General features: G+C 65.9%; 24 protein-coding genes. 9 read left to right on the top strand and 15 right to left on the bottom strand.

The genetic code is table 11. From position 1 onward, the window contains the following. Nucleotides 1-120 (bottom strand): FGGY family carbohydrate kinase (locus E3T37_RS12145; protein ID WP_134367149.1); only part of this gene is annotated, 120 nt, incomplete at its 3' end. 118 nt (nucleotides 121-238) lie between these two features. Then, entirely contained in the window at nucleotides 239-1,003 is a 765-nt protein-coding gene (locus tag E3T37_RS12150; RefSeq protein ID WP_134402663.1) for an MIP/aquaporin family protein, read from the bottom strand. Between the two features lie 226 nt (nucleotides 1,004-1,229). Here E3T37_RS12150 and dhaK point away from each other — a divergent pair, with 226 nt between their 5' ends. The 4 genes from dhaK (at nucleotide 1,230) to E3T37_RS12170 (ending at nucleotide 5,786) form a co-directional block, all read left to right on the top strand. Then, entirely contained in the window at nucleotides 1,230-2,231 is a 1,002-nt protein-coding gene (gene dhaK, locus E3T37_RS12155) for a dihydroxyacetone kinase subunit DhaK (RefSeq protein WP_134367151.1), read from the top strand. An 11-nt stretch (nucleotides 2,232-2,242) separates the two neighbouring features. Further along, nucleotides 2,243-2,878, top strand: a complete 636-nt coding sequence (gene dhaL / locus E3T37_RS12160) for a dihydroxyacetone kinase subunit DhaL (protein WP_134367153.1) — start codon at nucleotides 2,243-2,245, stop codon at nucleotides 2,876-2,878. 71 nt (nucleotides 2,879-2,949) lie between these two features. After that, entirely contained in the window at nucleotides 2,950-3,567 is a 618-nt protein-coding gene (gene dhaM / locus E3T37_RS12165) for a dihydroxyacetone kinase phosphoryl donor subunit DhaM (RefSeq protein ID WP_338144999.1), read from the top strand. Nucleotides 3,568-3,767: 200 nt separating this feature from the next. Then, entirely contained in the window at nucleotides 3,768-5,786 is a 2,019-nt protein-coding gene (locus E3T37_RS12170; RefSeq protein WP_134367155.1) for a bifunctional diguanylate cyclase/phosphodiesterase, read from the top strand. Between the two features lie 9 nt (nucleotides 5,787-5,795). On the opposite strand, the gene E3T37_RS12175 is transcribed toward E3T37_RS12170, so the two are convergent. The 4 genes from E3T37_RS12175 to E3T37_RS17850 all read right to left on the bottom strand — a co-directional run bounded on the left by E3T37_RS12175 (nucleotide 5,796) and on the right by E3T37_RS17850 (nucleotide 9,884). Next, nucleotides 5,796-6,497, bottom strand: a complete 702-nt coding sequence (locus tag E3T37_RS12175) for a hypothetical protein (protein WP_134367157.1) — start codon at nucleotides 6,495-6,497, stop codon at nucleotides 5,796-5,798. 559 nt (nucleotides 6,498-7,056) lie between these two features. Continuing rightward, complete coding sequence (locus E3T37_RS12180; protein ID WP_134367159.1) at nucleotides 7,057-8,013, bottom strand: hypothetical protein; 957 nt, start codon at nucleotides 8,011-8,013, stop codon at nucleotides 7,057-7,059. A gap of 550 nt (nucleotides 8,014-8,563) precedes the next feature. Next, the gene (locus tag E3T37_RS17410) at nucleotides 8,564-8,884 is read right to left on the bottom strand and encodes a helix-turn-helix transcriptional regulator (RefSeq protein WP_338145005.1); all 321 of its coding nucleotides are present in this window, start codon (nucleotides 8,882-8,884) and stop codon (nucleotides 8,564-8,566) included. A 19-nt stretch (nucleotides 8,885-8,903) separates the two neighbouring features. Continuing rightward, nucleotides 8,904-9,884: a tyrosine-type recombinase/integrase gene (locus tag E3T37_RS17850; RefSeq protein WP_370292502.1), complete on the bottom strand. Its 981-nt coding sequence runs from the start codon at nucleotides 9,882-9,884 to the stop codon at nucleotides 8,904-8,906. A gap of 674 nt (nucleotides 9,885-10,558) precedes the next feature. Between E3T37_RS17850 and E3T37_RS12195 the strand changes: the two genes are divergently transcribed. Continuing rightward, a complete protein-coding gene (locus tag E3T37_RS12195; protein ID WP_206750641.1) occupies nucleotides 10,559-11,128 on the top strand; it encodes an HdeD family acid-resistance protein in 570 nt (189 codons plus the stop codon). Here the strand turns inward: E3T37_RS12195 and E3T37_RS12200 are convergent. Next, complete coding sequence (locus E3T37_RS12200; protein ID WP_134367163.1) at nucleotides 11,114-11,914, bottom strand: SDR family oxidoreductase; 801 nt, start codon at nucleotides 11,912-11,914, stop codon at nucleotides 11,114-11,116. The two genes, E3T37_RS12195 and E3T37_RS12200, sit on opposite strands and share 15 nt — an antisense overlap. Nucleotides 11,915-12,029: 115 nt before the next feature. Between E3T37_RS12200 and E3T37_RS12205 the strand changes: the two genes are divergently transcribed. The 4 genes from E3T37_RS12205 (at nucleotide 12,030) to E3T37_RS12220 (ending at nucleotide 14,689) form a co-directional block, all read left to right on the top strand. After that, nucleotides 12,030-12,503 carry an NfeD family protein gene (locus tag E3T37_RS12205; protein WP_134367165.1) on the top strand — a complete coding sequence of 158 codons (474 nt, stop codon included), beginning with the start codon at nucleotides 12,030-12,032 and terminating at the stop codon, nucleotides 12,501-12,503. Continuing rightward, a complete protein-coding gene (locus E3T37_RS12210) occupies nucleotides 12,500-13,459 on the top strand; it encodes an SPFH domain-containing protein (RefSeq protein ID WP_134367167.1) in 960 nt (319 codons plus the stop codon). Before E3T37_RS12205 ends, E3T37_RS12210 begins: the two co-directional genes overlap by 4 nt. 9 nt (nucleotides 13,460-13,468) lie before the next feature. Then, the gene (locus E3T37_RS12215) at nucleotides 13,469-14,233 is read left to right on the top strand and encodes a glycerophosphodiester phosphodiesterase family protein (protein ID WP_134367169.1); all 765 of its coding nucleotides are present in this window, start codon (nucleotides 13,469-13,471) and stop codon (nucleotides 14,231-14,233) included. 90 nt (nucleotides 14,234-14,323) lie between these two features. Further along, on the top strand, nucleotides 14,324-14,689 hold the full coding sequence (locus tag E3T37_RS12220) for an RNA polymerase-binding protein RbpA (protein WP_134367171.1): 366 nt from the start codon (nucleotides 14,324-14,326) through the stop codon (nucleotides 14,687-14,689). Nucleotides 14,690-14,711: 22 nt separating this feature from the next. Here E3T37_RS12220 and lnt read toward each other — a convergent pair whose 3' ends face one another. The 8 genes from lnt to E3T37_RS12260 are packed head-to-tail and all read right to left on the bottom strand — an operon-like array spanning nucleotide 14,712 to nucleotide 23,284. Further along, on the bottom strand, nucleotides 14,712-16,301 hold the full coding sequence (lnt, locus tag E3T37_RS12225; RefSeq protein WP_134367173.1) for an apolipoprotein N-acyltransferase: 1,590 nt from the start codon (nucleotides 16,299-16,301) through the stop codon (nucleotides 14,712-14,714). Nucleotides 16,302-16,310: 9 nt separating this feature from the next. Next, nucleotides 16,311-18,770 (bottom strand): RNA helicase, encoded by a 2,460-nt coding sequence (locus tag E3T37_RS12230; RefSeq protein ID WP_134367175.1) that lies wholly within the window; start codon nucleotides 18,768-18,770, stop codon nucleotides 16,311-16,313. 31 nt (nucleotides 18,771-18,801) lie between these two features. Next, nucleotides 18,802-19,554 carry a twin-arginine translocase subunit TatC gene (tatC, locus tag E3T37_RS12235; RefSeq protein WP_134367228.1) on the bottom strand — a complete coding sequence of 251 codons (753 nt, stop codon included), beginning with the start codon at nucleotides 19,552-19,554 and terminating at the stop codon, nucleotides 18,802-18,804. 45 nt (nucleotides 19,555-19,599) lie between these two features. Next, nucleotides 19,600-19,821: a twin-arginine translocase TatA/TatE family subunit gene (gene tatA / locus E3T37_RS12240; RefSeq protein WP_134367177.1), complete on the bottom strand. Its 222-nt coding sequence runs from the start codon at nucleotides 19,819-19,821 to the stop codon at nucleotides 19,600-19,602. Further along, a complete protein-coding gene (locus E3T37_RS12245; RefSeq protein ID WP_134367179.1) occupies nucleotides 19,814-20,158 on the bottom strand; it encodes a hypothetical protein in 345 nt (114 codons plus the stop codon). The genes tatA and E3T37_RS12245 overlap by 8 nt, the downstream gene beginning before the upstream one ends. Then, entirely contained in the window at nucleotides 20,158-21,192 is a 1,035-nt protein-coding gene (locus tag E3T37_RS12250; protein WP_134367181.1) for a YafY family protein, read from the bottom strand. The genes E3T37_RS12245 and E3T37_RS12250 overlap by 1 nt, the downstream gene beginning before the upstream one ends. Next, nucleotides 21,189-22,283, bottom strand: coding sequence for a YafY family protein (locus E3T37_RS12255; RefSeq protein WP_134367183.1), 1,095 nt, complete (start codon nucleotides 22,281-22,283; stop codon nucleotides 21,189-21,191). The genes E3T37_RS12250 and E3T37_RS12255 overlap by 4 nt, the downstream gene beginning before the upstream one ends. A gap of 35 nt (nucleotides 22,284-22,318) precedes the next feature. Continuing rightward, nucleotides 22,319-23,284 (bottom strand): FKBP-type peptidyl-prolyl cis-trans isomerase, encoded by a 966-nt coding sequence (locus E3T37_RS12260; protein ID WP_134367185.1) that lies wholly within the window; start codon nucleotides 23,282-23,284, stop codon nucleotides 22,319-22,321. Nucleotides 23,285-23,306: the final 22 nt, after the last annotated feature.

The following is a 23,306-nucleotide window of genomic DNA, read 5'->3' on the forward strand; positions in this document are numbered from 1 at the left end:
CCGGGGGAAGATCTGCTCGTGCTCGAGCTGACCGGCGGAAATGATCGTCCCGGCCTTGTCGAAGATGATCGCGCGGGTACTGGTGGTGCCCTGGTCGATTGCGATGACGTGCTTGGCCATGGAATTCCTCCTAGTGGGTGGTGCGGGAAGTCGGAGCGGAAAACAGAGTTGCGGTGAAACCGGGCGGACAGCAAAAAAATGGGCCGATTCAGGTGTCGAATCGGCCCACCCTTCAGCGCTAGGTGAGGATGGGGAGCAGGACCAGGGACGCCCAGCCGGCCAGCACCCCGCCGATCACCGGCCCGACGACCGGAACCCAGGAGTAGGCCCAGTCTGAGGAACCCTTGCCCTTGATCGGAAGCACGAAGTGCGCGATCCGCGGCCCAAGGTCACGGGCCGGGTTGATGGCGTAGCCGGTCGGTCCGCCGAGGGAGGTGCCGATCACGAGAACTAGCAGGGCCACCGGCAGTGCGCCGAGGGCCGCGAGGCCACCGCTTTCGCCCTGGCGGCCGCCGCCGAAGGCCAGAACCACGAACACGAGCACGAAGGTGCCGATGATCTCGGTGACCATGTTCCAGCCGTAGGAACGGATGGCCGGGCCGGTCGAGAACACGCCCAGCTTGTTGGCCGGGTTCGGCTCCGCATCGAAGTGCTGCCGGTAGGCCAGCCAGCAGAAGACCGCCCCGATGAAAGCACCCAGGAACTGGGCTGCGATGTATGTCAGGACCGAGAGGAAATTGACGGGGACGCCGGATCCGAACTCGGTGGCGCCCGACGCGACGAGGCCGAGAGTGACGGCCGGGTTCAGGTGTGCGCCGGAATTATAGGCAGCGATCACACCGACGAAGACCGCGAAGCCCCAGCCGATGGTGACCATCAGGAACCCGCCGCCGAGGCCCTTGTTCTTGGCCAGAGCGACGTTGGCGACCACGCCGGTTCCGAGGAGGACCAGCAGCGCCGTCCCCACGACCTCCGACAAAAACACAACTCCGATATTGTCCACGTTGACCTTCCTTGCCGAGGCGGGAGATGCCGGAGCGATCCCATGTTGGTGTGCGGTTTGCATCACCATAGCCCGGTGCTTTCCGGAGGGGAATGGGAAGACTTTCCCGCTGATTTTGGCCCTTATCAGCCGTTGCGCCCACGCGTAGATTGAAGCGGGTAGGCGAAGTTCCTACGGCACGGCACCGCGGTCGTGCCGTCCTGTCATCCCGATCGAAGGAAGAGCCATGAAGAAACTCGTCAATGATCCAAAGAACGTGGTGGATGAGGCTGTTGCCGGGTTCGGGGCAGCCCACGCCGACCTGGTGAGCGTGCACCAGGATCCCAACTTCATCGTGCGCAAGGACGCACCGGTGGCGGGGAAGGTCGGACTGGTCAGCGGAGGAGGCAGCGGTCACGAACCGATGCACGGTGGTTTCGTTGGATTCGGAATGCTCGACGCCGCTGTTCCCGGCGCCGTGTTCACATCCCCGACACCGGACCCCATCCTCGCCGCGACGAAGGCCGTTGACGGGGGAGCGGGAGTGCTTCACATCGTCAAGAACTACACCGGCGACGTCCTCAACTTCGAGACGGCGGCCGATTTGGCCGCCGCGGACGGCATCGAGGTGCGCTCGGTGCTCGTCAACGACGACGTCGCGGTGAAGGACTCCCTCTATACGGCCGGCCGACGCGGCGTCGCCGGAACGGTGCTGGTCGAGAAGATTGCCGGGGCGGCCGCAGACCGGGGGGACAACCTGGATGCGGTGGCGACGGTGGCGGAGAAGGTCATCGCGCGGGTGCGGTCGATGGGGGTGGCTCTGACGCCGTGCGTCGTGCCGCATGCCGGCGAACCGAGCTTCACCCTGGCTGAGGACGAGATCGAGATCGGAATCGGCATCCACGGTGAGCCGGGACGGGAACGAATCAAGCTTGAACCCGCTGATGCCATCGTCGACCGGCTGCTCGGCCCCATCCTCGACGACATCCCCTTCGTAAGCGGCGACGAGGTTCTCCTCATGGTCAACGGCATGGGCGGGACGCCGCAGATCGAGCTCTACATCGTCTTCCGGCACGCCGCCGAGGTCCTTGCGGCGAAGGGCCTCACGGTCACTCGGACCCTGGTCGGGAATTTCACGACCTCACTCGAAATGCAGGGCATGTCGATCACGGTACTGAAACTGGACCAGGAATTGACCACCCTGTGGGATGCGCCGGTCCAGACGGCGGCGCTACGGTGGGGACGGTAGAGGGAGATCGAATGAACTTGGGTGCCACCTGGGCGAAGGCCTGGATCAGGACCAGCGCGGATGTCATGAGCGAACACCGGGTGGAGCTGATCAACCTGGACCGCGAGATCGGCGACGGTGACCACGGCGAGAACATGGACAGGGGTTTTCAAGCGGTGCTCGGGAAGCTCGACGATCTACCGGCGGATGCCGCCCCCGGGGACGTTTTCAAGCTCGTCGCGACCACACTGATCTCCACGGTGGGTGGCGCCGCCGGTCCGCTGTACGGCACGGCGTTCCTGAAGGCCGCCGTGGCCGTGGCCGGTGCGCTCGAGCTTGACGGCGCCGCGCTGGTGGCGCTGCTCACGGCCGCCAGGGACGGCATCGTCCTGCGCGGCAAGGCGGAATTACGAGACAAGACCATGGTTGACGCCTGGACTCCGGCCGTCGACGCGGCCGCCGCCGCCCACGAGGCAGGGGCCAACGATCTGGACATCCTGATTGCGGCAGCGAACGCCGCGGAGGCGGGAGCGGTCGCGACGGAACCCTGGGTGGCGCGTAAGGGCCGGGCGAGCTACCTGGGGGAGAGGGCCATCGGCCATCGAGATCCCGGCGCCCAGTCGTCGGCCCTGCTGCTGCGTGCGGCCGCAGACACGGCGGCGGCGTGAAAGTGGACGCTAGGAAAGGTCGGGTCGGCCTGGTCTTCGTCTCGCACAGCGCCAAAATCGCGGAAGGTTTGGTGGATCTGGCGCGCCAAATGGCGCCGAACACCGCCCTCATCCCGGCGGGGGGAACCGACGAAGGCGATATCGGGACGAGTTTCGAGAAAGTGGCCACCGGCATCGTGCAGGCGGATGCGGGTGCCGGCGTCGCACTGCTCTGCGATCTGGGCTCCGCCATTCTTACCGCAGAGACGGCGCTCGACTTCCTGGCCGAAGACGTGCGAGCGCGCGTGCGCATCGTTGACGCGCCCCTGGTCGAAGGCGGCGTCGCAGCCGCCGTGGCAGCCGAGGTCGGGGGAGATCTCGATGCCGTGGAGAAGGCCGCCCGCTCGGCCGTTCACCTATCGCCGGCCGTGGAGGCAGCACCTCCCGTTGCTCCTGTTGTCACCCGCAGGGTGACACTCGTCAACAGGGACGGCCTGCACGCTCGGCCCGCCGCCGACTTCGTCAAGCTGGCCAGCACCCTCAACGCACGCGTGACGGTGAACGGCAAGGATGCGTCCAGTCTGCTGGCCATCATGGGCCTGGGCCTGATCCGGGGCATGACCGCCGAGATCTCGTCCTCCGACGAGCACGGAGCGGAAGCGGTCGAGGCCCTGGCCAATCTGCTGGAATCAGGATTCGGCGAGGAATAGGGGACGGCGTTCCCGAGCACGCGCGCCCCCTTCAGTAGGATGGGGAGCTGTGGGCATGACCGGCACCGGTCCCGTGTCGACAGGGTCGCGAAGCTCGGTTTCCGGCCTGCATCCTCTCGCGATTCGAAGGCCGGCACCTTGAGTTCTTCCCCCGACCGTGGTCTGTCAGCGTGACCCATCAATGGCCGGCGCGCGCGCGAATGTCGGTCGCGTCCGAATTCGGACTGCGGGCGACATTCCCTGACCATCCGACAACCGCCGCCGCACGCAGCGAGGTGAAAAGGCTCCTGGCTCGGGCATTCTCCGCCACATCCCAGGCCTCCCTGATCACCGATGCCCGGCAGCGGATCCTTCACGTCAGCGGATCCTTCACCGCCATCACGGGCTATGACGAAGCCGAACTCCTGGGCCAGGACTGCCGTATTCTGCAGGGGCCCGGATCCGACCCCGGCGTCACGGCAGCAATCCGGCGGGCACTCAGTTATGGGGAATCGTATGAGGGAGATATCCTCAACTACCGAAAAGACGGTTCCCCGTTCTGGAACAGCCTGAGCATCAGGCCGCTGCGCGACGAGGCAGGAACGATCACCCACTTCGTCAGCGTCCAGCGTGACGTCACCGCGCGAATGGCACACCAGGAGCAATTGCGGTTCCAGGCCGGGCACGACCCGGTGACCGGCCTGCCGAACCGCCGGGCACTGGATCAGCACCTGTCCTCCCGTCGCCCCGCCGAGGGCGCAGTGCTGGCCATGATCGACGTCGTCGCGCTCCGCTCGATCAACAGCACCTTCGGGTACGAGGCGGGCGACAGTCTGCTCAAACAACTCGGACGCCGGATGCGGGAGCTGCTGGCGGACGGTGACTTCCTGGCGTGCCTCGGCGGCGATCTGTTCGCCGTCGTCCTCGAGAACATCGACGGAGGAACCCGGTTGGAGGATGAGCTGGCGCGCCTGCACGAGGCTGTGCAAACGCCCTTCTCGTTCACGGACCTGGACCAGGACTGCACCATCGATCTGAGCATGGGATTGGCCCGCATCACGGGTGACGGCACGACCGGTTTCCTTTTTCATCAAGCGGATGCTGCGCTCCGCCGGGCCAGGGAGGGCCGCCCCGCGGGCCCGTGGTGGACGCTGGCGCCGGACGTTCCCGAGGAAGCGGTGGATCGGGACGTCGACGGCGTGGGGGACCTGCCGGACGTGGGGGACCTGTCTACCGGCAGGTCCGATCGGGAGCAGTTGTTCGCCGGGGGACTGTCCATGTTCATGCAGCCCGTGCTGGATCTGCGAACCGGCCGACTCAGTCGAGTCGAAGCCCTGGCCCGGCTGACCCTCTCGGACGGCACGGTGATTCCACCGGCCCGGTTCCTTCCCGCCCTGGATGATGCCGACCTCGACGAGTTGTTCCGGCGGGGCCTGAACGAGGCACTCCGCTGCCTCGCTCGCTGGGACGACGGGGGCCTGTCGACCAGTGTCTCAGTGAATATCTCCCCGTCGACGCTTCGGAACCCGGATTGTCCGCGGTGGGTCAGCAATGCGATGCGGCGCCACGGCATCGCGCCGGACCGGCTCGGTCTGGAATTGCTGGAGACGCTGGCGGTCGAATCGGAGGTGCAGATCGAGGCGATCGATCGTCTCCTCCGTCTGGGAGTGGGGCTCGCCCTGGACGATCTGGGCTCGGGGTACAGCAGCCTGCAGCGACTGTTCGCGCTGCCCTTCGACACGATCAAACTCGACCGCGGTCTACTCGTCGAGATCCGGTCCAGACCGGTGGAGACGTTGAGCCTGGTCTCGGCCCTGACCCAAATGGGTCGTGACTTCGGCGTCAGCGTGGTGATCGAAGGACTCGAGGACGCCGGGATGGCCGAGGCAGCGAGCGTCCTGGGAGTTCCACTGGGGCAGGGATACTTCTTCGCCCGTCCGATGCCGGCGGATGAGGTGCCCGGATGGGTGGCCGGGTTCACCTTCCCGCTTCGTGCCGACGCGGTACAGAGCGCCCTCGGGGCCCTTGCGTACCACTGGCAGTTTCTGCGCTGGGCCTCGCCCCACCCGACTGTGCTCGCCGGCTGTCCTCTGACCGACTTCATCTCGCTCCATTCGACGACAGCCGCGGCCGCACGCTGGCACGCGCACCAGCATGGCCAGGCTCCCGATCCGGTGTACGGACAGATGCTGGCGGATTGGCTGGTCGACCTCGTCCGGGATGGCCCCCTGGGCGAGTAGCTGGAGGAGCTACGGGAGCAGGTTGTCCAGGATTCGTCCCGAGTATTCCTGGGCGAACACCGCGGCCAGGAACGTGATCGTCGGGATGAACAACGATCCCACCGCATGGCTCAGCGCCTGCCTCCGTTTCGGACTGGTGGGGGAGTCGCGGATCAGGTCGTGCACGGCGATCAGCTGCCGGACCCGTTCCAGAGCAGTCGCGGGGAGCTCGCTGAGCACCGCGCCGAAAGACTCGATCCGGAACTGCAGAAGTGCCAGGTTGTTATCCACACCGCGGCGGATGATCTTCCGAACAGCGGAACGCGAACTGACGATGGAGACCAGCGTCGCGACATAACCGGTCACGATGAGAGCGAACGCGATGGGCAGAAGCAACGGTGATGTCACCGACAGCAGAACTCCAACCAGAACCAGGTAGGCGGTGACTCCCAGTCCGCGGGCGAAATCCACCCTCGCCAGAGCACGGAGCTGCTCCTGGACGGCCATCGAGTCCGCTGGGCTGGGCCAGAATAGACGATGATCGAAACGAGCCTGCAAACTTATCACGGGCCAGGGGATCACGCTGGCGAACATCATTTCGCCGGCGTAGTAAAAAATGATCATCAGGAGCGCGGTGCTTCCGATCTGAAGCCGGCTGAGGGGGACCGGGGCGACCAGACCGGCGAGCAGGACGACGAACACCGTCAGTGCCGACGCGGCCAGCGTGCTCACCCGCGGCCGGTACCAGCGGCGGCAGAATGTCAGCACTTGTCGCAGATCGCAGATCGCAGTCGCGCGCGATCGTGTGCAGCACGGCGTTCAGGCTCCGTGTCGGTTCGGCCCATCCGGCCACGGTCCATCCGTCGAGAAGTCCCATCGCGAGGGCGATCAGTGCCCAGCGCATGACCGGAGCCTCCGCCCATTGGCCGGCAAAGGCGGTCAGGACCAGCGGGATCCCCAGTGCGACCGAGGCGCTGAAGGCCGCCGTCAGGATGGCGCCCCGGCTGCTCAGCAGTGAGATCCCACGTCGCTTCAGAATCAGGTCGGCCAGCCGGGGCATCACAAACTCTGTGGTCGGCGATTGGTGGTGGGCGACGTACTCCGAAAACAGTCGTTCGAAGGACTCGGCTCTCCGGTCGGGTCGCTGGTCGGTCACGGATCCTCACCTTTCAACGCTGCGTTCCCGAAGTTGGCGTGGCGCGTGGCGCGTGGCGTCACACTACAGCCGCGTCCGGGGGTCCAATAGTGGCGCAGTATCCGCAAGCGGGAACTGGACTTATCCGAAAGAGTCCTAATCCTTCACGGAGCTGAGCCTGGGTGAGGTCTGCAGCTGTGATGATTTGAGGTTGATGTAGTCGGCGTGTGGCGCTCCGGCGGCGGCGGAGTGCTGGTGGATTATCTTGCTGCTGTAGCCGAGCGAGTTGGCTAAGGCGGTGGGATTGAGTTCTCTGGCGAGGTCGCGCAGGGCGGTGTTTCTGACGCCGTTGAGGTCGATGCCCCAGTTGCGAAGTCGGTTCAGCATGGTTTCTGGATGGGTGTGTTGGCCAGGCAGGTTGCAGGGAAAGAGCCAAGGGCTGTCGGTGTTGACAGTTTGCTGGTTGGGGCGGTTGTGGACGTAGTCCCAGAAGGTTGCCGCGACTTGTGCGGGCAGTAGGGCGGGCACCGATCCCAGGCGCAGGTAGAGGCCATCGGGTCGGGCTTCGAGTGCGCTGGTTTTCAGAGCTGCGATCTTCCCGACCGGGTGTGCATAGAGCAGGAGGATGAGTGCGGCGACGCGGTCTGCGGCGGGCATTTCTCCGGCGGTGAGGCAGACGCGGATGTGGTCGATTCTGGCTGCCTGCGTCAAGATCGGGGTCGATCGTGCCTCACGACGGGGGACCCGGACTTTCGCGATCTCGCGTGATGTGACGAGCCACGCGATGAAGGTGTTGATGGCATGGCGAGTGGATGGTCCGGAGGCGAGGTAGTCGTCGAGGTGCGACTGACGGATATCGGTGTAGGTGGCGTCGTGCTCGGATAGGAGCCAGGCGAGGAATCGTCCTGACTCAGTTATTTCCTGCTTCGCCGACCGGACGGCGAAGTTCATGTTCTTGCCGGGCAGCGACTTCGCCCGGAGTCGTTTCAAGTGATGCCACCGACCGAAGCGTTCGATCGGTCCTTGGATCTCGCGATGGTCAGCAAGAGACACGATTCTCTTCTCGAGCCAGCGTTCGAACGCCGCCAGTTGGCGGTCCCGGGGCGGCAGCATGCCGTGATGGGTGAGTGTTTCGCGAAGGTGCTCGACGGCGTTGGACGCGGGTAGGGCGTCGAAGGCCTCGTGGCTGATGGCCAGTTCCCTGGTGCCCAGTCGGGTGAGGAGCGCGCTGGGGCCGATGCCGCGTTTTCAGGCATAGATGCTCTCGGGGCGCTCGGCGTCGGCGAAGACAGCGACCAGGCGTTTGAGCCGGAGGTCCGGGGGAGTGTTCGGTTGGAGGGTTGCGGTGAGGTCGGCGCGGAGGACGCAGCGGATGCAGTTGCCGTTGCGAAATCGTTCGGCTTCTTCGCCGCAGTTGTCGCAGTGCAGGAGTGTGGTGATGCCCGCTCAGTCACGGCAGGTATTGGCGCTGTCCGCGTCTTTGCCAGGCAGTAGGCGTGTGTCGCCGCAGGTGGCGCAAGGGCCGCGGGTGTGTGTCGCTGTGGTGAAACAGATCCCGCAAATGGCGCCGTCTGGCCAATGCACTCGAATCTTTGGCACCTGGCGGCCGCAGCGGTCGCAGAGCAGGGTGCCTGGGGTTCGGGGTCGTCCGCGGGGCCGGTGCTCAGTCCTCATCGTCGAGGATTCGGGCGCGGACGGGTTTGTATGCGTCGGCGAAGTTGACGATATTCTCACCGGAGGCGATCGCTCGTTCTTGACGTTGGCTCTTGGCGTTCGCTGCGGTGAAGGTGACGAGCTCGTTCGCTTCAACGTTGAAGATGTCGCAGAGAGCGGTCAGGACTTTGAAGGAGATCCGTTCGGGATCCTGGGCGACGAGTCGATAGATCTGCGACTCCGAGAGCGTGATGCCGCGTTCTCGGAGCGGGGCAACGAGTTCTCGGTGTTCTTCATGCCGTGGCGCGCCATGAGCTCGCGGGCGCGCCAGCGGTACTCGATTTCTCGTTTCATGGTTTTTCCTCCCACGGGGTGCTGCTGGTGGTCGCGTTGATCGTGCGCTCGAGGACGCGGTTCAACGCCCGGGTTTGGTAGTCGCTGGAGACTGCCGTGTAGATGGATGTGGTCGACGCATGGAGGTGGCCAACTTGTTGTTGGACGAACGTGTGCTCGAAGCCGTGGAACTCGAACAGGTGGGTGACGTAGGACCGGCGAAGGGAATGCATGTCCAGGCCAGCCGGGAAGCCCAGCTCGTTGACGTAGGCGCGGAAGCGTCGACGCAGATTCGACTTCGGCACGACAAGGCTCTGGCTGGTGGGGAACAGGTCGGTCGGTTGAGCGGCAAGGTGAGGCAGTCCAGTGCGGATCCACCGGTGAACGGCCTCAGGCGACCACTCGAACACGGACAGAACGGAGCGGCGCTTGGGCGCAGACCCCTTCTGGGCCTTCCCGTAACGGACGTGGAGGACACCGAAGTCGCCGAACTGGGGCGAGTGCGGGTTGCGGGAGAAATCGACCAGCTGCAGGTGGGTCACCTCATTGGCGCGAAGTCCCCAGGCGTAGGCGGTCTTGAACGCGATGGCATCGCGGTATGCGGCGATGGCGCCCTTGCGACCCGAATTGATGACACGCTCGACCTCGACGTCGGCCAGATCGAAGAAGTCCTGCAGCTCACGACGCGAGAACGGTCGTTTCGTCGCCTGCTGTTCATTCTGTTGAGTGTCGGTGGCGCGGTTGAACTCAGTGATGATCTGAGTGACCGGCCGGCCAAACGAACGCCCGCAGACCTCGCTCCAGTCGTAGGCCGGATCGGTCAGGAAGTCGCAAAACAGTTTGAGGTTTGTTTGATACGCCCGGACGGTGGCCTGGGACAGATTTGATACCGAGCGGGTGTACGCGAAGTAGTCCTCGACATCCGCGAACGTCCATTCCCACGGGAAGTGCCCGGTGAAGTCCGCGAACTGACGGATCGTCCGTTCACGTCCAGAAATGGTCTCGTGCCGGAAATTGCGGGAGAGCTATTGGCGGCGCCAGCTGTCGACCATGTCGGTGCAAACGGCATCCGGGCTGCTCGCCTCCGGGCGCAGAGGCAGATGGGTAACTCGGCCCGATGCAACGCTCATAAGTACCCTCAACCTTTCTGCGAATTATGCTCTTCAAATGCAAAACATGCAAAACACGCCAGGTCAAACCGCGGAAATACGGGGATCCCGAGAGGATATGCGCCTCAAAATTCCCCACGTTGACTCAGAGCGCTCAGACCTTGCCCAGTGCAGATATAGCGCCCCGCATCCCAGAGAAACAGCGGAAGTTCCTGACGACGCCGGCACTCCGCCGGACAAATACCAGGGGAGTCCTATTCTGCAAATCCTGCAATAGATGCAATAGATGCAATAGATGCAATAGATGCAATAGATGCAATAGATGCAATACAACTTGACATAATGTGCATTATCGGTCATATTCCGCGAGGGTTCCGAGGGTCTGGACGCCGTGCATCGGCGCGACTAATCTGTGCTGCACAGGCGCCGTGCTGCACCGGCTTTGTGCTGCATCGTTTCGCCCGTGGTGACGCCCGGACCGGGTGCCACAGCCTCACAAGATTCGAGGGGTGAGTGACATGTCCAACACCACAACAAACACCAGAACGGTTTTTGATCTGTCGATGGATGCGAGGACTCTGAGCAAACCCGAGACCACGGGTGTCCGGGTCGCGCTCGGCGTGAGCGGCCTGATCGCCCTGGCGCTCGGCGTTATTGTCCTCGTCTGGCCCGACGCGACGGTGGCCATCCTCGGCGTTCTCTTCGGACTCTATTTCCTCATCAGCGGGATCGTCCATATCGCCAGGGGGCTCTTCACCAAGGGCGCCTCCGGCGGGAGCCGGGTACTGAACATTCTGCTCGGTGTCCTGCTCGGAGTCGGAGGAATCGTCGCCATCAAGAATCCGCTGAATTCCCTGGTCATCCTGGGCATGCTCATCGGCATCTCCTGGATCGTGGAGGGCGTCGCGGGCCTGGTCGAGACGGCGCCCGACTCCAGCCGTTGGATCGGCACGATCTTCGGTGCCATCGCCATCATCGCCGGAACGGTCGTGTTGTTCGCGCCCGTCGAGTCGATCAGTTTCCTGGTCATCGTCGGCGGAATATTCCTGGTTCTATCAGGTTTTTTTCAGATTGTTCAGGCGTTCATGTTCGGCCGGGGCAGTGGCCGAAGGGCGACGTCAGATACCGTCTGACCCGATGACGGCCTGGGCGGCGACTTCCCCGACGTAGTCGGCGATGTCCCCGACGTAACGGGTGTTGTTCTCCGGGACCGGCTCGACGGCGGCGAGGGCCACCTCGGCCGCGAATTCGTTGACGTTGTACAACCGGCCGGCGGCGTCCTTGCGGGCGTCCATCGTGCCCGGGCTGGCGCGCTCGAGCAGCACGGCAGTCACAGTGCCCTCGATGATGTCACCGGAGACGACGACGAAACCGATTCCGGCCTCGGCCAGTTCCGGGATCTGGGCGCGAAGGGCGTCCTCGCCGGCGCGCTTGCTGCGGGCCACCGGCTCGTACTCCGGCATCGTTTCCGTCGTCGCGACGAAGTGCGCCTGGTGGCTCGTGACGAAGACGACTCGAGCGCCCGGAGCCAGCAGCGGACGGGCCGTCGCCAGGAGGTTCGCCTGGGCGTCCCGGTTCAACTTCATGGCGTAATCGGCTTCCATGCCGCTCTCCATACCGCCGGAGGCATTCATCACCAGGATGTCCAGTCCCCCGAACTCCGTCTTGATGGCCTCGAACATGGCCGAGACCGAATCGGCATCCGTCAGATCGGCGCCGACCGTGATCGCCGTGCCGCCCGCCGCGCGGATCGCGTCGGCCACCTTGATGGCGCGCGCCTCCTTGTTGCGGAAATTGATCACGACGCCGGCTCCCGCGTCGGCGAAGTACCCGACTGTCGCCGCACCCACGCCGCGAGAGGACCCGGTGACGAGAACGCGCTTGCCGTTGAGCGAACCTGCTGCAAGTGGATTGGTCACGAGAACTCCTAAGAATAACGAACTGGGCCTAGCAGAAGACCTTACCAAGAAGCCTCCCTCCCCCGGTTCAGCCACCTGCTAGTTTCGAAGTGGAGAACAACCTGGAGGGGACGCCATGGACGCCTTTGCGTCGGAGTTCGCGTGGATCGTGTGGCTGGTACTCATCCTGCTGTTCGTGACGATGGAAATGGTCACCCTCGACCTGACGTTCCTGATGATCGCCGCCGGCAGCGTCGGCGGCCTCGCCTCCGCCCTGATCTGGGCCCCGTGGTGGCTGCAGCTGATCATCGCCGCCGTGGTGTCCATGGCACTCCTGTTCGGCATCAGACCGCCGTTGTTGCGCGTGCTCAGGCGTGGCGGAGACCCGGCCCGAACCAACGTCGACGCCTTACTGGGCATGGACGGGCGCGTCGTCAGCACCGTGGGGACGTCCGGCGGCCAGGTGCGACTCGCCAACGGCGAGACGTGGACGTCGCGGCTCTCCCCCGGTCTCGACCGACAGGTCGTCGAACCGGGCGAACGAGTTCTCGTCACTGCAATCGACGGGGCGACCGCAGTGGTCATCCCCGCGGAAAGGAAGCCGTCATGAGCGGTCTGGTCCCCCTCATTGTGCAGGTCGTGATCGGCATCGCCATCGCGGTGCTGGTCATCTTCGTCATCGTCACGCTGATCAAATCCATCCGGATCATCCCGCAGGCCAGCGCCGGCGTCGTGGAACGGCTCGGGCGGTACCACAAGACGCTGATGCCGGGACTGAACATCCTGATCCCGTTCGTCGACCGCCTCCGGCCCCTGATCGACATGCGCGAGCAGGTCGTGTCGTTCCCGCCCCAGCCGGTGATCACCGAGGACAATCTGGTGGTCTCCATTGACACGGTCGTCTATTTCCAGGTGACGGATGCCCGGGCGGCGACCTATGAGATCGCCAACTACCTCGGCGCGGTCGAGCAGCTCACCACGACGACGCTGCGCAACGTGGTCGGCGGGCTCAACCTCGAAGAGGCTCTGACCAGCCGGGACAACATCAACGGGCAGCTGCGCATCGTGCTCGATGAGGCGACCGGCAAATGGGGCATCCGGGTCGGACGGGTGGAACTGAAAGCCATCGACCCGCCCCTGTCCATCCAGGATTCGATGGAGAAGCAGATGCGGGCCGAGCGCGACCGCCGTGCGGTCATCCTCACCGCGGAGGGAACCAAGCAGTCCGCGATCCTGACCGCGGAGGGTGCCCGTCAGGCCGCCATTCTCTCGGCCGAAGGTGACGCGAAGGCCGCGGTCCTGCGCGCGCAGGGCGAGGCCGAGGCCATCACCACGGTCTTTAAGGCGATCCACGACGGTGACCCCGATCCGAAGCTCCTGGCCTACCAGTACCTGCTGACCCTTCCCAAGCTGGCCGAAGGCAGCGCGAACAAGCTCTGGATCGTTCCCAGCGAGCTCACGGAAGCCATGAAGGGCATCGGCCGTGCCTTCGGACAGAACCCGGCCCCCGGCTCCCCCGCCGGCCCGGCGGGTGCCGCTTCCGCCCCCAGCACCCCCGAAGTGTAGGCAACCGGCATGACCCCTGGCGCCACGTCGCGTTTCCTGGACGGCGCCTCCCCCCGCGTGTTCGCCCACCGCGGCCTGGCTCTCGATGCGCCCGAGAACACGCTGCTGGCCTTCGCTCATGCGCTGGCGGCCGGCGCTACCCACATCGAGACGGATGTTCGCGCCACCGACGACGGCATCGCCGTGATCAGCCACGACGCCGACTTCGTGATCCCGGGCACGAGAATCCGGGTCGACAGCCTCACCATGGCCGAGCTCCACCGGATCAACCGGGGGCACGGCCAGTCGTTCTCCTCCCTGGGTGAGGGGCTGGACGCCTTCCCGGACGCCCGGTTCAACATCGACGTGAAATCGGAGGCCGCGATCGAGGCGACCGCTTTCGCGGTGCGGGACGCGAACGCGACGGGCCGGGTGCTGATCACGTCCTTCTCCGAGGACCGGCGGCGCCGCACGGCGGCGCTCCTCCCCGGGGTCGCGACCTCGCCGTCGGCATCCATCGTCGCGAGTGCGTTCGCGGCGGCCGAACTCGGACTCGGTGCGTCGCTGCGGCGTTCCCTGCACGGGTTCACCGCCGTGCAGGTCCCGGAAACGGTGCGCTTCCTGCGGATTCTGACCCCCCGCTTCATCCGCGCCGTGCACGCCGCCGGCGTGGAGGTGCACGTGTGGACCGTCAACGACCCCGCCGACATGAGCCGGCTGCTGGACCTGGGAATCGAAGGCCTCGTCACCGACCGGTGCGACCTCGCCGCAGCCGTGATCGCGGACCGAACCTGAGAGTTGTCACCGAGAAATTCCGTAACGGAAAGATAACGTCCAGCTTCATGGTTTAGAACTAGTAGTTGCATCGCGAGAGGAGACCACACGATGGCGGACCGCAGTTTGCGTGGCATGAGGTTAGGCGCACAAAGCCTTCAGAGCGAAGAGGGTGTCACCTTTTCACCACGAGTTAGTCACACGTATCTGTGTGCGACATGCGCACGGGAGACAGTCATGATCTTCTCGGCAGAGGCGGAAGCCCCCGACGAGTGGGAATGCCGCTTCTGTTCACAGACCGCTACCAGGCTGGTTGATTCCAAGCCGGTGATCGTCGACCACTCCGACGAGAAGGTCCCCCGCACGCACTGGGACATGCTCCTGGAGCGCCGCACCCGGGCCGAACTCGAGGAACTGCTCGAAGAGCGCCTGACGTTCCTGCGGCAACGCCGCGGCCAGCAGAAAATCGGTGCCTGACCGCATCCCTCTTCTTCTCATCTCACCTGCTACGCACCCGATTCCGTCGGGTGCGTAGTGCGTTAACCGGCGGCCGGACGCCACGTCGGGCGTTCACGGGATGCGCGTGCAGAATACACAGGGCCAATCCGGCCAGGCCGAGTCCGGCGACGAGCCACTCGACGCCCCGTCCCGCGGCCATGGCCGGGGTCACCACGGTGCTGAGCGGGACTTCCTGCACCATCGCGCCCGGGGTCCAGGTCGGCAGCCTGTCGATCGTGCGTCCGTCGGGGCCGATGATCGCGCTGGTGCCGACGGTCGAGATGTTGACGACGGTGCGGCCGGCCTCGATGGCGCGGAGACGGGCGATGGCCAGCTGCTGGACGCTCTCGTCGGTGTGTCCGAAATCGGCATTGTTGGTCTGCGCCAGGATGATCTGGGCTTTGTCGTCGATCATCTCGTGCACGAGCTGATCGTCGGCGATATCGAAGCAGATTGCGATGCCGGCGATGATCCCATTGATGTCGAAGACGTTGTCCCGGGTGCCGATGGCGTAGTCGCGGGAGATCAGGTCGATCAGCTCCGGGGCGAACGGTCGCCAGAATGCCCGGTCGGGCATGTACTCGGCGAACGGAACGGGGTGCACCTTGTCGTAGATGTCCACGGCACCCTCACCGTTTTTCCAGAGCAGCGAGCTGTTGTAGAACCGGTCCCCTCGAGCGGTGATGGTGCCGGTGATGATCGGCACCCCCATTTCCCGGCTGAGATAGTCCAGGACACGCGCCGCAACCGGCGATCGGAGCGGATCGATGTCGCTGCCGTTCTCTGGCCAGACCACGAAGTCGACCTTCTGGCCGATCAGCGGCAGGGTCGCCGAGGTGTGATCGGCCAGGATCTGGCCCGGGGAGTACTGCGCGAAGAGCCCGGCGTCGGAGGCGCCCTGCACCGCAGCGAGACGGGTGGTACCGGATTGGATGACGGGAAACGCCGGGATCACCAGGAGCACGGCGATGGCGCCGACCGCGATGCCCGCACGCACAGGGGCATCGACGTCGACCTCCCGCAGGAGCTGGACCACCAGGGCGCTGAGCCAGACCAGGAGGAAGCTCAGACCTGACATGCCCACCCAGGCGACGAGCCCATTGAAGGGGCTCTCTGACTGGGACAGGGCCACCCGTCCCCACGCGAACCCGCCATACGGCCAGACCGCCGAGATCGCCTCCCGCGCCGTCCACAGGCCGGCCACGACCACGGGAACGACGAAGAGGCGGCCGGCGACCCCGGGCCAGACCCGCGGGCCGACCCGGAGGACGATGCCGATCATCGCCAGGCTGAGCCCGAAGAAGATCGATTCGAGACCGGCCAGGGCCAGCCACGGCACCGGTCCGAGGTAGAGCGTGAGCCAGCTGATGTGGATCATCCAGAACGACGATCCCGCGACCATGCCGACCAGGAGCCCGGCCCAGGGACCCCGGCCGAGCAGGGCCACGAACATGAGGGTCACCCCGACGGGCGCCAGAATCCACCACGACCGGTCCGGGAAGCCCGCGTCGAGAATCGCGCCGGCGGCGGCAGCGAGCGGAATGGATGCCTGCAGCGGCAGGGCCAGCCGCCGTTCGGTCCCCTGGATCACCTGACCAGCCTAAACGACGGAGGAATAGGCGACGATGCCGCGCCGGATCGCGTCCATGGCCTGCCGGGCGGTGCGGCCGACCGGGTCGTCGGCGACGACGGAGAGCTGGTCTAGTAGATCGATCGTCTGCTTCGTCCACCGCACGAAATCCCCGGCGGCCATTTCCGCCTCGTCGAGCACGTCGACGAGGGAGCCTCCCCGCGCCCACTTCCAGATGGCGAGACTCAGTCCCACTGCCAGTGGGTTGCTCCCGGGGAGCTTGTTCTCACGTTCGAGGTCGTCGAGCCGGCTCCAGAGGTCCTGCGTATCGTGGAGGGCCTCCCGGAAGGGCCCCTTCGGCAGGTACCGTTCGTCGATCAGGCCTTCGTCGCGGCGGGGCTCGAAGACGAGCGCGCACGCCATCGCGGCCAGACCGGCCGGGTCCAGGCCGGACCAGAGTCCACGGCGCAGCGATTCGGCGACCAGCAGGTCCCGGTCCGCGTAGATGCGCCGCAGGATGAGCCCGCTCGGGCTGAGGCCGACCCCGGTGGGGACTTCTACGAGGTAACCGTACCCGAGGAGCACATCGGTCACCCGGTCGAAGATGCGGGCGACGGCGCCGGTGCGGGTCGTGATCTGATGGGTGAGCGCATCCGTGTCGCGTCTGAGCTTCCACCACCGCTGGGCCCACCGCGCGTGCTGCTCGCGCTCCGGGCAATTGTGGCACGGGTGGGCGCGCATCCGCTTGCGCAGGCCGGCCAGCTCGTGCTGGCGACGTTCCCGCGCGGCCCGGGCACCGGTCTCCCCGGCCGCGGTTTCCCGCTCCACCTTGGTCAGCCGGCGCCGGATGGCCGAGTAGGCGGTGAAGTCACCCAGATGGCACTCCATGGCCGTCGCGAACCCGGCCAGGGACTGCTCCTGTTGGCGCACCTTGCGGGCCAGGTCGACGACGGCGCGGTCGGCCTGGAACTGGGCGAACGAGGATTCGAGCACGTCGCGGGTGTGTTCCCGGCCGAACTGCTCGATCAGGTTGACCGCCATGTTGTAGGTGGGCTTGAAACTGGAGTTGAGCGGGTAGGTGCGCCGAGACGCGAGGGATGCCACGGTCTGCGGGTCGAGGCCCTGCGCCCACTGAATCACCGAGTGTCCTTCGACGTCGATGCCGCGGCGGCCCGCCCGCCCGGTGAGTTGCGTGTACTCCCCCGGCGTGATCGGGACCCTGGCTTCGCCGTTGAACTTCTCCAGCTTGTCGAGCACGACCGTGCGTGCGGGCATGTTGATGCCCAGGGCGAGCGTCTCCGTTGCGAAGACCGCCTTCACCAGCTTCTTCTGGAAGAGCTCCTCGACCACCTCCTTGAACGCCGGCAGCAGCCCGGCGTGGTGCGCGGCGACGCCGCGCTCCAGGCCGTCGAGCCATTCGAAGTAGCCCAGGACGCCCAGGTCCTCGTCGAGCAAGGTGCGGCAGCGTTCATCGACGATCTGGCGGATCTCCTCACGCTCCTGCGCGTCGGTGAGCCGGACCCCGGCGCGCAGAACCTGGCGCACGGCCTGGTCGCAGCCGACCCGGCTGAAAATAAAGAAGATCGCCGGAAGCAGGTGCTTGCCCTCGAGCAGGCGCACGATCTCGGAGCGATCCATCCGGCCGGCCTCGAATCCGCCCCGCTGATGCTGGGGCCCCCTTCCCCGGTCGCCGGCCCGGTCACCACCCCGGCGGCCGTTCGGGGACCGGAGCGCGGCGCCGCGCCCGCCGGACTGGGACAGGCGGACCAGCTCCGGGTTCACCCGGTGGGTGCCGGCCAGCCCGGCGGCGTCGAACAGGTCGAGCATCTTGCTCTTGACCAGCACGTGCTGCTCGAGCGGGACCGGCCGCTCCTCGGACACGATCACATCCGTCTCGCCCCGCACCGCCTGCAGCCAGTCACCGAACTCCTCGGCGTTGGAGACCGTGGCGCTCAAGGACACCATCCGCACCTGCTGCGGCAGGTGGATGATGACTTCCTCCCACACTGCTCCGCGGAAACGATCCGCCAGGAAGTGAACCTCGTCCAGGACGACGAAGGCCAGGTTGGTGAGCAGGTCGGAATCCGCGTAGAGCATGTTGCGCAGCACTTCGGTGGTCATGACGACGATGCGGGCCTGCGGGTTGACGTTCGTGTCGCCCGTGAGAAGGCCCACCTCATCCGCCCCGTACTCCGCGACGAGTTCCTGGAATTTCTGGTTGCTCAGCGCCTTCATCGGCGCCGTGTAGAAGACCTTTTTCGCCGGGCTCTGCATCGCCAGGTAGATCGCGAACTCCGCGATCAGGGTCTTTCCCGCACCGGTGGGCGCGGCGACCAGCACGCTGTTCCCGTCTTCGAGGGACGCGCAGGCCGCCAGCTGGAAGGGATCCAGCTCGAACCGGAGGCCGGACCGGAACAGCTCCAATTGCGGACGGCCAGCGCGGGCCCGGGCGGAGGCGTAGCGCTCGGCCGGTGACTGCAGGGAGGTCATCGGATGCACGGAATTGTCATAGTGGGGCGCCCTAGAGCGCCAGCTCCTGATCGAGGGCACGGGCGCGCCTAGCGGCGCGGCGGTCGTGAAGGAAAGCGATGCCGTAAGCGGCGAAGTAGAGAACGACCATCGGGATGGCCAGCAGGAACATGGAGACCACGTCCGCGGCGGGAGTGGCGATGGCCGTGAACAGGACGATCACGAGGATGGCCACGCGCCAGGACTTGATGATCGACGCGGCGCTGATCACGCCGGCCAGGTTGAGCAGCACGATGAAAACGGGCAGGACGAAGGCGACGCCGATGGCGATCATGAGCTTGAGAACGAAGTCCAAATAGTTCTGCGCCACGATCAGCGCGGCGTCTTCCTTCGGCGCGAAACTGGTCATCAGCCCGACGACGTTCGGCAGCACGTACCAGCCGGCCGCGCATCCGGCCAGGAACAGCGGAATAGCGGTGAACAGGAAGCCGAAGGTGTACTGCTTCTCCTTGCGGGTCAGCCCTGGCGTGAGGAAAGCGAAGATCTGGTAGAGCCAGACCGGGCTGGACACGATCAGGCCGACATAGAAGGAGATCTTCAGCTTGAGATCGAAAGCCGAGGTGATGTCCGGGTAGTTGAGCTGGGCGTTGCGGTTTTGCGCCTCAACGATCGCGTAGATCGGTTCGCGCAGCGAGTCCCACACGAAATCGGACAGGAACCAGCCGATGACCGCCCCGACCGCGATACCGGCCGCAGCCCAGAACAGACGCTTGCGCAACTCGAGCAGATGCTGCCCGAGCGACATCTTGCCGTCGTTGGTCTCACGCCGAGGAGTACGCCCCGCCACGGACTACGACTTCGTCGTGGGGTCCGACGGCCCCGCGGCCTTCGTGGAACCGTCAGCGTGGGGCGCCAGGTCGGTTTCGTCCTTGTCGCTCTTGATCTCGTTCTTGAAGATCTTCATCGACTGACCGAGGCTGCGGGCGAGGCCGGGAAGCTTGGGGGCGCCGAACAGAAGCAGAACGATGACGAGGATGATCAGGAAGTGCCATCCGGTCAGGTTGTTAAGCATCAGGGTCTGTCCTTCGGTTCAAGGGAACATGTTGCAACAGTTTACCTCTGGCGATCAAGGAGTCCCGACGCGCCTGTCGGCGGTGCTGCCGCTCATCGCGGAGGAGCTCGACGGCGAGCTGGAGGTCCTCACGGTTCTGGAAGATTCCCGGCCGGAATTGAGCCTGCTCCGGCGGGGCCTGGTCCCGGCCCAACGCGGCCACCTGGTCGCCCAGGTCCCTGAGCGCGTCCACCGTGGCCATCAGCTTCTTGAACAGGCTGAAGCCGAACCAGGCCAGTGTGCCGAGGAGGCCGAGAATCAGCCCGCTCCAGATCAGGGCCCATGACCACCAAGGCATCAGCGGATCCCCCCGACTGGCGGGGCATTGTCGTCGCCAGTGGCCCAGTCAGGCGCCTCGTCGTAGGCCTGTACGCCCGCACCGGCCCAGTCCCGCACCGCTTTCCGCGCCTCGGCCGGGCCGACGACGGTCACGACTCCGGCAAGCCCGGAGACGAGCCGCTTCAGCCCGTGATAGTGCGCCACCCTGACGGTCAGGCGCACCTGCTCGGCGGGGAGGCCGCTATCCGTTTCAGCCCTCTGCGGGGAGAAGTCGGCCAGCAGGGGCACGGCCGATATCGGCAGTTCGACCACGACGTCGAGGTCGGAGGCAGACCCCTCGAACAGGTTCTCCGGAAGGACGACATCATCGGGGCGCGGGGTGGTCGGCAGCGTAGTGGTCTGCAGGTCGCTCATCCGGTCAAGCCGGAAGGTGCGGATGGCGCCGCGCAGGTGGCACCAGCCGCGCAGGTACCAGTCACGGTCAACGGATTCGACGCGCCACGGATCGACCCGCCGCTTCTCCTGCGTGCCCCGGGCGTTGAGGTAATCGAATTCGACTTGCACCCCGTCGCGGACCGCGGACTGGATGATCGTGATCGCGGTGCCCGAATCGGTGCGGGCTACGGCGACCTGGGTGGGAGCGGCGGAAGCGCTGCGGGTGAGCTTCGCCATCAGTGAGGCGATCGCCTCGCTGTCGGCGTTCTCCGGCAGCGAGGACAGATATTGGAGTCCTGCGATCAAAGCGGCGGCCTCGCGGGCCGAGAATCGCGGGGAGTCGTCGATGGCCACGAGGTGGGTGAGGGCGATGGTGTCGTTGGTCTCGAACTCCTCCCAGTGGATGTCGAAGAGGTCGCCGTGCTGGTACTGCCGGCTCTCTCCGGGGACGCCCGACACCGCAATCAGACTCACCGCGTCGCGGACGAGTTGCGGCGCCACACCGAAGTGATCGGCGACATCCGTGACACTGATGCTGTCTCGGTCCATCAGGTAGGGAACCAGCGACAGGAGGAAAGTCAGCTTGTCGGATGCTCCGGGCATGACGAGGGCGCTCATCTCGGTTCTCCCTCGCTGGACGGGTCGGTGCCGGCGGGGTCGGTGCTGGACGGGTCGGTGCTGGACGGGTCGGTGCTGGACGGGTCGGTGTGGGCGTCCCTCACACCGATGAGGCGAGTCAGGACCGCGTCCCGGAGCGACGCCGGAGAACGCACGAGCACCTCGGGTCCGTAACCGGCCAATTCGTCCGCGAGCACATTGAGATCCGTATAGTGCAGCGCGATGGCCGACACGGCGGCGGGATCGGTGTTCCCGGAGCTTCGTTTGGAGAGCCGGACCGCGGCATCGCTGCCGGGACGCACCGTGACCTCGGCGACCTGCGCGTGCCACAGCGCGTCGAGTTCCCGCAGGGCTTCCTGCCCTTTGCCGTCGCCGTCCGGCACGAAGGATTCACCGGGCACGGTGACCACCGGACCGACGATGCGCGACAGCAGGAACGTGCGGGTCGCGTCGGCCTCCGTGTCCCGGCCGAAGAGATGCCAGCGACCGTCGTGCAGCACGACGGCCTGCGGGGCGACCCGGCGTCGGCGCGGCGATTCCTCGCCCGGTTTGAGGTAGAGGAAGGAGACCACGTGGCCGCGGTCCATGGCTTTGCTGAGCGGTTCGAACGAGGCCTCCCTCACGCGGAGGGAGGGGGAATAGCCGAGCACGGGATCGCTCGCGTCAACGCCCAGCGAGTGGAGCTTGGTCAGGGCTCGCCTCGATTCCGCGGACAGCGACCCTTCCCGCCACACGGTCGACGCGAGCTTGAGCAGGGTCAGCTCTTCGGCGCTGAAGGACACGTCCGCCGGGAGGTCGTAGAGGCCTTTGGGGATCCGGTAGCGCAGATGGTGGTTGCTGCCGGGGTCGTCAGGCGGCTCCACGGTCTCGAGCGGGATGCCCAGTTCGCGGATGTCGTCCTTGTCCCGCTCAAACTGGCGCTCGAGGCTGGCGTTGTCCCCGCCCGGGGCATACCGCTGGCGGTAGCCCTGGACATTGGACAGGATGTCGGCCTTCGTCAGCCCGATCTCGGTCGCGATCAGCGCGAGTACGAGGCTGAACAGGCGTTCTTCGACCGAAACACGGCTGGGTTGATCGGGAATGGGCGGCACGCTGCGAGTCTATCGGCCCGTCCCCGTCGCGGGGTTTAGCCGATGCCGAGGATGTCGACGACGAAGACCAGCGTCGATCCGGCCGGGATCGAGCCCTGTGCCGAGTCGCCGTACCCCTCGTCCGGAGGGATGACCGCGACGATCTGGGAGCCGACCGTCTGCCCGATGAGAGCCTTCGCGAACCCGGGGATGACCCCGGCCTGCGTCGCTGATCCGACCGCCGCCACGAGAGTGGCCGGTGCGCCGTTGGCCCAGCTCGAGTCGAAGACGGTCTTCTGGTCCCAGACGACTCCGGTGTAGTGCACGGTGACGTTGTCACCCTCGGCCGCCTCCGCGCCGTTCCCCTTCTTGAGGACACCGATCTGCAGTTTCGCCGGCGGAGCACCGGACGGGATGGTGATGCCGGGCGTGCCGTCCTCGGCCAGCACGACGGCCGGGAGACCGTTCGCCACGGGCTGGCTGGCGCCGTCGGCGCGCGGCAGGTAGGCCTTGACGACATCGGCGACGAAGATCAAGGAATCGTCCTTGCCCACACCGAACTGTTCGCTGCCGCCCTGCGGCCCGAAAGCGTCTTCCGGAGCGACGACGACGACCATTCTCGATCCCACCTGGGCGCAGAGGAGGCCGTCCGTCAGGCCCTTGAGCGGGGCATCGGCCAGAACATAGTTCGTCTGCGAGGTGCCGTCATACGCGCTCTTTTCGATCACGGCGCCCGTGGTTCCGTTGTAGATGCTGAGTTCGAGCGTGACCTGCTGGCCGTGAACGAGGCCCGCCCCGCTGCCGTCGATGACCTCGCTGGCCTGGGTGGTCGTGGTCTTCACCGGCGTGGGGAAGTCGACCGTGGGGGCCTTGCCGAAGTCGCCGTCTACCGTGACGAGCTTCGTTGCGGCACCCGCCGAAACGGGAGCGTCGCAGTCCGCGGCCGAACCGGTGGTGCTGCAGCCGGTGAGGGCCGCGACCAGCAGTCCTGCCGAGGCGATGAGGGCAGAAGCTCTACGCACGAGTTCTCATTTCAGTCTGGGG

It is taken from the genome of Cryobacterium sp. TMT2-10, assembly GCF_004403075.1.
Taxonomy (GTDB): Bacteria; Actinomycetota; Actinomycetes; order Actinomycetales; family Microbacteriaceae; genus Cryobacterium; species Cryobacterium shii.

What these genes read in the sequence shown, in the direction of transcription:
- E3T37_RS12215 (WP_134367169.1), top strand. Translation starts at nt 13,469, where the DNA reads ATGACCCCTGGCGCCACGTCGCGTTTCCTGGACGGCGCCTCCCCCCGC.
- E3T37_RS12220 (WP_134367171.1), top strand. Translation starts at nt 14,324, where the DNA reads ATGGCGGACCGCAGTTTGCGTGGCATGAGGTTAGGCGCACAAAGCCTT.
- tatA (WP_134367177.1), bottom strand. Translation starts at nt 19,821, where the DNA reads ATGCTTAACAACCTGACCGGATGGCACTTCCTGATCATCCTCGTCATC.
- tatC (WP_134367228.1), bottom strand. Translation starts at nt 19,554, where the DNA reads ATGTCGCTCGGGCAGCATCTGCTCGAGTTGCGCAAGCGTCTGTTCTGG.
- E3T37_RS12195 (WP_206750641.1), top strand. Translation starts at nt 10,559, where the DNA reads ATGGATGCGAGGACTCTGAGCAAACCCGAGACCACGGGTGTCCGGGTC.
- dhaL (WP_134367153.1), top strand. Translation starts at nt 2,243, where the DNA reads ATGAACTTGGGTGCCACCTGGGCGAAGGCCTGGATCAGGACCAGCGCG.
- E3T37_RS12250 (WP_134367181.1), bottom strand. Translation starts at nt 21,192, where the DNA reads ATGAGCGCCCTCGTCATGCCCGGAGCATCCGACAAGCTGACTTTCCTC.
- E3T37_RS12170 (WP_134367155.1), top strand. Translation starts at nt 3,768, where the DNA reads ATGTCGGTCGCGTCCGAATTCGGACTGCGGGCGACATTCCCTGACCAT.
- E3T37_RS12205 (WP_134367165.1), top strand. Translation starts at nt 12,030, where the DNA reads ATGGACGCCTTTGCGTCGGAGTTCGCGTGGATCGTGTGGCTGGTACTC.
- dhaK (WP_134367151.1), top strand. Translation starts at nt 1,230, where the DNA reads ATGAAGAAACTCGTCAATGATCCAAAGAACGTGGTGGATGAGGCTGTT.
- E3T37_RS12210 (WP_134367167.1), top strand. Translation starts at nt 12,500, where the DNA reads ATGAGCGGTCTGGTCCCCCTCATTGTGCAGGTCGTGATCGGCATCGCC.
- E3T37_RS12180 (WP_134367159.1), bottom strand. Translation starts at nt 8,013, where the DNA reads ATGCTGCCGCCCCGGGACCGCCAACTGGCGGCGTTCGAACGCTGGCTC.
- E3T37_RS12230 (WP_134367175.1), bottom strand. Translation starts at nt 18,770, where the DNA reads ATGACCTCCCTGCAGTCACCGGCCGAGCGCTACGCCTCCGCCCGGGCC.
- E3T37_RS12245 (WP_134367179.1), bottom strand. Translation starts at nt 20,158, where the DNA reads ATGCCTTGGTGGTCATGGGCCCTGATCTGGAGCGGGCTGATTCTCGGC.